Genomic DNA, 5,839 nt, shown 5'->3' on the forward strand with positions numbered 1-5,839 from the left:
AAAGATAAAATCCTACATAGTACCAGCTGTAAATCTTGGATCAAAATTATCCTTTCCTATGATTTATTGGGGATTTTCTTTCTATGGGAAAATTAATTACTATTGGAATATTTTTATTTCTTTTTGTCTTAATTTTCCAAATAATTACCCTTCCGGTAGAATTTGACGCTTCAAGAAGGGCCCTTAAAGTTTTTAAAAGAATCTGGTATGCTTGTTGGAGTTGAAAATGATTATGCAAAAAGATATGTTAAAATCTGCTGCCCTAACTTATGTAGCAGCAACAATTTCCACAGCCCTTCAATTTTTAAGACTTTGGATTTTGTTTGGAAATAGGAGAGATGATTAAATAAGGATAAATTTTTAGCCTTAGGTTGTCGACAAACTAAAATTTCAACCATTTCGACCGAGTGCAACGAGCGGAGAAATCTCATGAGATCTCTCCATGTGTTCGTTTCACTCACTTAGTCGAGATGGCACTTAGCTTAATTTTATTTCAAAATAAAATATTATCTAATTTCATACTTTGTCAACAGTCTGAGGCTAAATTTTTTAGCCTTATTTTTTTATATTTTTTTAGAAAGTCATTATTCTTGAATCTATACTATTTTAGTGTACAATAAAATAAAAGGTCAGAGAAAGTCAAAGAAATCGAGGTAAATCTATGGCAGGATTAACGTCTGATATAGAAAAATTCTTGAAAGCCCTTTTGGAAAATGCTCAAGAAGGTTTTGTAGAAATTGGAAGAAATGATTTGGCAACAAGGTTTGAGTGTTCTCCAAGTCAAATTAATTATGTGCTTTCTACAAGATTTACTCCATACAATGGATATTTAATTGAAAGCAAAAGAGGCGGTAATGGCTTTATAAGAATTATTACTATAGTCGAAGATGAAGATGATTATATAAAATATATTATTAAAAATTTAGATAAAGAACTAACTGAAGAAAGAGCGAAAAGTTTTTTTACAGAACTTTTTAACAAGGGATATATGGACGAAAAAGAATTGGGAATTGCAGTTTATGCAACTCTTGATAAGTCGCTTATGAATGTAGAAAAAAATAAGAGAAATTTAGTAAGGCATGATATAGTAAAAAATATTTTACTTAGCTTTCTAATAAGGAGTTGATTATATGAAATGCGACAGATGCGATAATGAAGCAAGTGTTACTGTAAAGGCACTTATAAATGGAACAGAACACAACTTTCACCTATGTAATGATTGCGTACAAAAATTATCCAAGGGTGAAGTTACAGGTTTTGAAGATTATAAAGAAGTTGATATAGATAATTTTGATTGGAGGAGTTTGGTTGAAAAATTTGTACCAAGTCTTGACCAAATTATAGATTCTTATTATGATTACAAAATTTCCAAAAATAATTTCTCTTATGATTATTTTTCATCATTAAAAGAGGAACATTGCCCAGAGTGTGGAAATTCTGTGGCAAATATAAGGGCAGGAATTTTTGGTTGCCCACATTGTTATGAGCTTGATAAAAAAATTTCCAGAGAGGTTTTGAAGGCTGTAAATAATTTGAAAAAATATGATGGAAAATTCCCGAGAAAACATAGAGATTTTAGGGAAGTGGCAATAAAGATTAAAAATTTGCAAGAAGAATTACAAAAGTCAGTTGAGATTGAAGATTTTGAGAAGGCTCAAGATCTTAAGGAAAAAATAGATGAATTAAATATGAAGGTGAGAAATTGATAGATTATTATAAGGACATAATACTTGAAAACAACTTATCTTTGAAAAGAAATATTGAAAATTACAACTTCCCCAACACCATGAATGAGAAAGGTTCCCTAGAAATTATAGAAAGTTTTAGGGAAATTTATGGGGATGATTTGATATTAATCGATGAATTAGATGAGATTACTTTAAATAAGTTAATAAATGCGGGAATAATTTCTCCTGATTCTATGAATAAGGAGGCAGTAATAGGCCTTGTTTTTTCTGATGATCACATACTTGTAATAAATGATGGCGACCATGTTTCTATTAATATTACAAATTTTGGGGAAGAGATTAAGCTTGCCTATGATAGGGCTATGGAGATTGAAGGAGATTTGGATAAAAAATTGGATTTTTCTTTTTCTCCCCAATATGGCTACCTTACAAGTTTAGGAAGAAATTCTGGAAATGGGATTGAAATTAGGTTAAAGATGTTTTTGTTTGGACTTTTGGATAATAGCCAGGCTTATTTATCACTAAAATCAAGTCTTGCCCATGAGGGAATTTACCTTACTAGATATATTCCAGAATATTTTAAGTCCTATGACGATGATATTTACATTTTAAAAAATTTCGGAAATTATAGGAAGGATATGGGAGAGTATTTAGAAAATTTTGAAAATATCCTAGATACAATAGTCAGAAATGAAAGAAGGTTTAGGAGAGATTTTCAAAGTTTAAATGGGATAAATGATGAAGACATAAAGGATACTATAAAAATTTTGGAAGATAATCTTTATAGTAAAAATTTAAAAAGCTTAACTAGCATGGTAAATTGTCTTTATGATTTGAAAAAATACAATGTTTTAGGATTTTCTACAAAATTATCCAACCAAGAAATTGATTATTTGATTTTCAATATTACAAAGAATAAGTATAAGGGAAACCGAGATGAAGAAAGATATGAATTTTTTAATTCATATATGGAGGCTAGATAATGGAAAATAATAAATTAAATAGGCTAACGGGCCAGGCCCGAAGGGAATCTTATTCTCTTAGCCATGATTATATAGGAGTTGAACATTTGCTTTTGGCCCTTATGAAAACTGGTTCTCTTGCAACAAAGGCTTTGGAAGAGGCAGGGGCAAATTACGAACTTTTAAGATCAATTGTAATAAATAATATTGGCAAGGGCTCTGCAGTAAGACCTGCAAAAGAATATTCAAATAAGGTTAGGCAAATTTTAGATAGGGCAAGATTTTTTGCCCAAAAAAGAAGAAAAGTTTCTGCAAGCGAAGAGGATGTTCTTCTTGCAATTTTAAATGATGATGATTCTTTTACAAATCTTATGTTTATGCTATCAGGTCTTGATAAAAAAATTATCAGGGATAATTTAATTCGTTTGCAAAATGATGAAAAATCTGGAAAGTCATCCAAAAGTTTGGGGGAAAATCTTAAAAAATTTGCCAAAAATTTAAATGACTTGGCAGAATCTGGAAAAATCGACCCAGTTATAGGAAGAAATGGAGAAATCGAAAGAGTCATCCAAATTCTTTTAAGAAGAACGAAAAATAATCCTATTTTAATTGGAGATCCTGGAGTTGGAAAAACTGCTATAATTGAAGGGCTTGCTCAAAGAATTGTTGAAGAAAAAGTTCCCCTTATTATAAAGGATAAAACTATAGTTTCCCTAGACCTTGCAAGCATGATTGCAGGGACAAAATACCGTGGAGATTTTGAAGAAAGACTTAAAAAATTATTCGAAGAACTTGAACAAAGAGAAGATGTGATTTTATTTATTGATGAATTTCACATGGTTTTGGGAGCTGGTGCAAGCGAAGGATCTATGGATGCAGCAAATATTTTAAAACCAATTCTTGCCAAGGGTGATATTCAAATAATTGGGGCAACAACAATTGACGAATACAGAAAACACGTAGAAAAAGACCAAGCTTTGACAAGAAGAATGCAACCGGTCCATGTAGAAGAACCAAACAAAGATGACACAATAAAAATAATAGAAGGATTAAAGGATAAATACGAAGACCATCACAAGGTAGAAATTACAAATGAAGCCATAAAGGCAGCAGTAGATTTATCACAAAGATATATTCAAGATAGGTTCTTGCCAGACAAGGCTATAGACGTAATTGATGAGGCTTGTTCAAAAGAAAGAATAAAAAATTACAGGGAAAACAAAGATCAAACTTCTAAAAAAGAAACTTTGGATAAACTTATAGAAGAAAAAACCCAAGCTATAAATGAACAGAATTTTGAAAAAGCTGCAAGTCTTAGAGATCAAATAAAGGAAGCTCGAGAAGAGATTGAAAAAGAAAATAAGAAAAATAAAATCGACTTAAAAATCGGTTTTGACCAAATAGCAAAAATAGTTTCAGATTGGTCAAAAGTTCCAATAACAAAATTAACTGAAGATGAAAAACAAAGATATATGGACCTAGATATTGACCTTAAAAAAGAAGTTATTGGTCAAGATAAGGCTATTGATTCTCTTTCCCATGCTATAAAAAGAGCAAGAGTTGGCTTAAAAGATCCAAAAAAACCAATAGGTTCGTTTATTTTTGTAGGACCAACAGGAGTTGGAAAAACTTATCTTGCCAAATCTTTGGCAGAAAATTTATTTGGAGATATGGATAATTTAATAAGGATGGACATGAGTGAATACATGGAAAAATTTGCTGTGTCAAGACTTGTTGGATCTCCTCCAGGATATGTTGGTTACGAAGAAGGCGGTCAACTTACAGAAGCTGTAAGAAAACACCCATATTCTGTAATTTTATTTGACGAAATTGAAAAAGCCCACCCAGATATTTTCAATTTACTTTTACAAATTCTTGATGATGGACGTTTGACAGATGGTCAAGGAAGAACTGTAGACTTTAAAAATACAATTATAATAATGACCAGTAACGTTGGGGTGTCATCTTTAAATCAAAGTCCAAAAATCGGTTTTGGAACGGGAGATGTTGAAAAAGAAATTGAGGATTCAAACAAGGAAATAATAAATAAGGCCATAAAAAACGCCTTTGCTCCAGAATTTTTAAACAGACTTGATGATATAATAATGTTTAATTCCCTTGCTAAGGATGATATCAAAGAAATTACTAAAATAATCTTAGATCAAACAAAGAAAAGACTTGAAGATCTTGGAATAGAAATAAATTACAACAAGAGAGTTGTTGACTTACTAGCAGAAGGTGGTTTTTCAAAAGAATACGGAGCAAGACCACTTGAACGTCACATTACAAATAAGATCGACAACCAATTGGCAGAAGAAATTTTGGAAGGAAAATTATCAAAAGATATGAAAATTAACCTTACAGTAAAAGAAGGAAAAATAAATTTTGCCAACAAAAAAGAAAAAATAAAAGAAGAAATACCTGTTTCTTAAAAAATATAAAAAACTACTGTAAGATTTTACGTAGTCAGAGTGTAGACAAACCCTCAAGCACGGATATCTAACTACAAAAATTGTTGATTTCTAAATTTCAAAATTCTAAAATCGCAAACTCGCTAAAGCGAGGACAGATAAATAGCTTAAAATTGTGCCAGTGGCACGATTTTAATATTTATCCCTCGGAATAAAACGAAGAACTAAAATTTAATTGAAGCTAATTGTTTGAAAAAATTATTTTTGCTTTAACTTTTAGAGTGCGATTTTTAATGAATTTTTAAATTTGAAATCAAATCAATTTTTTTCGTATGATATTCTTAGCATGAGGATTTGTATACTTTGTTAAAAGCGTGGCTGCTGTAAAAATTTTACAGCAGTTTTTTTAATAATTTCAAAAAACATATAGAAAAACTTCTATATGTGTGGTAAAATAAATTTGTGGAGGAAAATATGGATAAAAAAATGGACGATAAGTATGTTAACATTTCAAAAAAATTAAAAGTTCTTAGTGATCCTAAAAGGCTTGAAATAGTAGATATGTTATCATGCGAAGAGCTTTGTGCTTGTGAAATACTAGAAAAATTTGATATAAGTCAACCTACCTTATCAAGTGATATGAAAAAACTTGAAGATGCAAATATAATAAAAAAGTCGCAAGGAAGGTAAAAATGTATTTTATATTGTAAATAATGAAAGTCTAAAAGAACTTGAAAAATTATTAGGGACAAAATATTTGAATCTAGTCCAGATTGTA

General features: G+C 30.3%; 7 protein-coding genes. All 7 read left to right on the plus strand.

Annotation, left to right across the window (positions count from 1 at the left end):
* Window positions 1-83 precede the first annotated feature (83 nt).
* The 7 genes from ANHYDRO_RS11300 to ANHYDRO_RS09250 all read left to right on the plus strand — a co-directional run bounded on the left by ANHYDRO_RS11300 (window position 84) and on the right by ANHYDRO_RS09250 (window position 5,751).
* Window positions 84-224 (plus strand): zinc metallopeptidase, encoded by a 141-nt coding sequence (locus ANHYDRO_RS11300; RefSeq protein WP_262359348.1) that lies wholly within the window; start codon window positions 84-86, stop codon window positions 222-224.
* Window positions 225-226: 2 nt separating this feature from the next.
* A complete protein-coding gene (locus ANHYDRO_RS11305; RefSeq protein WP_262359349.1) occupies window positions 227-346 on the plus strand; it encodes a zinc metallopeptidase in 120 nt (39 codons plus the stop codon).
* Between the two features lie 315 nt (window positions 347-661).
* Window positions 662-1,126 (plus strand): CtsR family transcriptional regulator, encoded by a 465-nt coding sequence (locus ANHYDRO_RS09230; protein WP_004815965.1) that lies wholly within the window; start codon window positions 662-664, stop codon window positions 1,124-1,126.
* A 4-nt stretch (window positions 1,127-1,130) separates the two neighbouring features.
* On the plus strand, window positions 1,131-1,706 hold the full coding sequence (locus ANHYDRO_RS09235; RefSeq protein ID WP_004815966.1) for a transcriptional regulator: 576 nt from the start codon (window positions 1,131-1,133) through the stop codon (window positions 1,704-1,706).
* Window positions 1,703-2,671, plus strand: a complete 969-nt coding sequence (locus ANHYDRO_RS09240; RefSeq protein WP_039914599.1) for an ATP--guanido phosphotransferase — start codon at window positions 1,703-1,705, stop codon at window positions 2,669-2,671. The genes ANHYDRO_RS09235 and ANHYDRO_RS09240 overlap by 4 nt, the downstream gene beginning before the upstream one ends.
* Window positions 2,671-5,082 carry an ATP-dependent Clp protease ATP-binding subunit gene (locus tag ANHYDRO_RS09245; RefSeq protein WP_004815968.1) on the plus strand — a complete coding sequence of 804 codons (2,412 nt, stop codon included), beginning with the start codon at window positions 2,671-2,673 and terminating at the stop codon, window positions 5,080-5,082. The genes ANHYDRO_RS09240 and ANHYDRO_RS09245 overlap by 1 nt, the downstream gene beginning before the upstream one ends.
* A 453-nt stretch (window positions 5,083-5,535) precedes the next feature.
* Window positions 5,536-5,751 (plus strand): ArsR/SmtB family transcription factor, encoded by a 216-nt coding sequence (locus ANHYDRO_RS09250; protein ID WP_279624980.1) that lies wholly within the window; start codon window positions 5,536-5,538, stop codon window positions 5,749-5,751.
* Window positions 5,752-5,839 lie beyond the last annotated feature (88 nt).

Source organism: Anaerococcus hydrogenalis DSM 7454, assembly GCF_000173355.1.
Classification (GTDB): Bacteria; Bacillota; Clostridia; order Tissierellales; family Peptoniphilaceae; genus Anaerococcus; species Anaerococcus hydrogenalis.

Coding starts and splice junctions, on each gene's coding strand:
- ANHYDRO_RS11300 (WP_262359348.1), top strand. CDS start 84: ATGGGAAAATTAATTACTATTGGAATATTTTTATTTCTTTTTGTCTTA.
- ANHYDRO_RS11305 (WP_262359349.1), top strand. CDS start 227: ATGATTATGCAAAAAGATATGTTAAAATCTGCTGCCCTAACTTATGTA.
- ANHYDRO_RS09230 (WP_004815965.1), top strand. CDS start 662: ATGGCAGGATTAACGTCTGATATAGAAAAATTCTTGAAAGCCCTTTTG.
- ANHYDRO_RS09235 (WP_004815966.1), top strand. CDS start 1,131: ATGAAATGCGACAGATGCGATAATGAAGCAAGTGTTACTGTAAAGGCA.
- ANHYDRO_RS09245 (WP_004815968.1), top strand. CDS start 2,671: ATGGAAAATAATAAATTAAATAGGCTAACGGGCCAGGCCCGAAGGGAA.
- ANHYDRO_RS09250 (WP_279624980.1), top strand. CDS start 5,536: ATGGATAAAAAAATGGACGATAAGTATGTTAACATTTCAAAAAAATTA.